Origin of the sequence: Rhizobium sp. L9, from assembly GCF_002531885.1 — a bacterium.
GTDB lineage: Bacteria > Pseudomonadota > Alphaproteobacteria > Rhizobiales > Rhizobiaceae > Rhizobium.
Window position 1 is genome coordinate 1 of the sequence record NZ_NWSZ01000116.1, and the last position, 561, is coordinate 561.

Annotated in this window: 1 protein-coding gene; it reads right to left on the reverse strand. The window is 58.3% G+C overall.

From position 1 onward, the window contains the following. The coding region (locus CO660_RS33650) for a hypothetical protein (RefSeq protein ID WP_141505003.1) at positions 1-182 on the reverse strand (182 nt) is incomplete at its 3' end. Between the last annotated feature and the right edge of the window lie 379 nt (positions 183-561).

Consider the following 561-nt stretch of genomic DNA (forward strand, 5'->3'; position numbering starts at 1 on the left):
TCGCCGGCGTCACTGTCGTGCGAACCGAGGCGCAAGTCGCTCGGATCCTGTTCCAGGTCTCGGCTCTCTGAATAGTAGTCGTCGATCCAGGCGTCCGTATCGAAAGCTCCGGTCACGTCTTCGATCCACCCACTTACTTCGCGAGAATCGTCATCGCGCGGCTGGTTCCGTCTTGGGTACATCGATGCCGATCCTCCGGAAATCAAATTTGGAACCTCAATCCTAATGCCTGCCGACCGCCGCCCAGCATGCTAAAGCCAGATCCAATCATGCCCCCAAGGCATGGCCGAACACCATATGGCGACGGCTTGCCGACAATCGTCTGCACTCGACCATCAGGCCGGCACATGGCTTGAGAGGCTCGCCAGCTTGCCGCTTGCCATGCGGAGCCCGCTAGAATTGGCCTTCATTTAAGCAGTTCGAGTGATATGTGGGACATGCAGCGTGAAGGGTGCCGTCAGGATTTCCGGTTCCAACCAATCCATCCGCCGGCCTTTCTGATTTCGCCGCCTCAGGCAACGGAACCATATGCGGTGTAGCTGCTGACAGAACCCGTTGCGC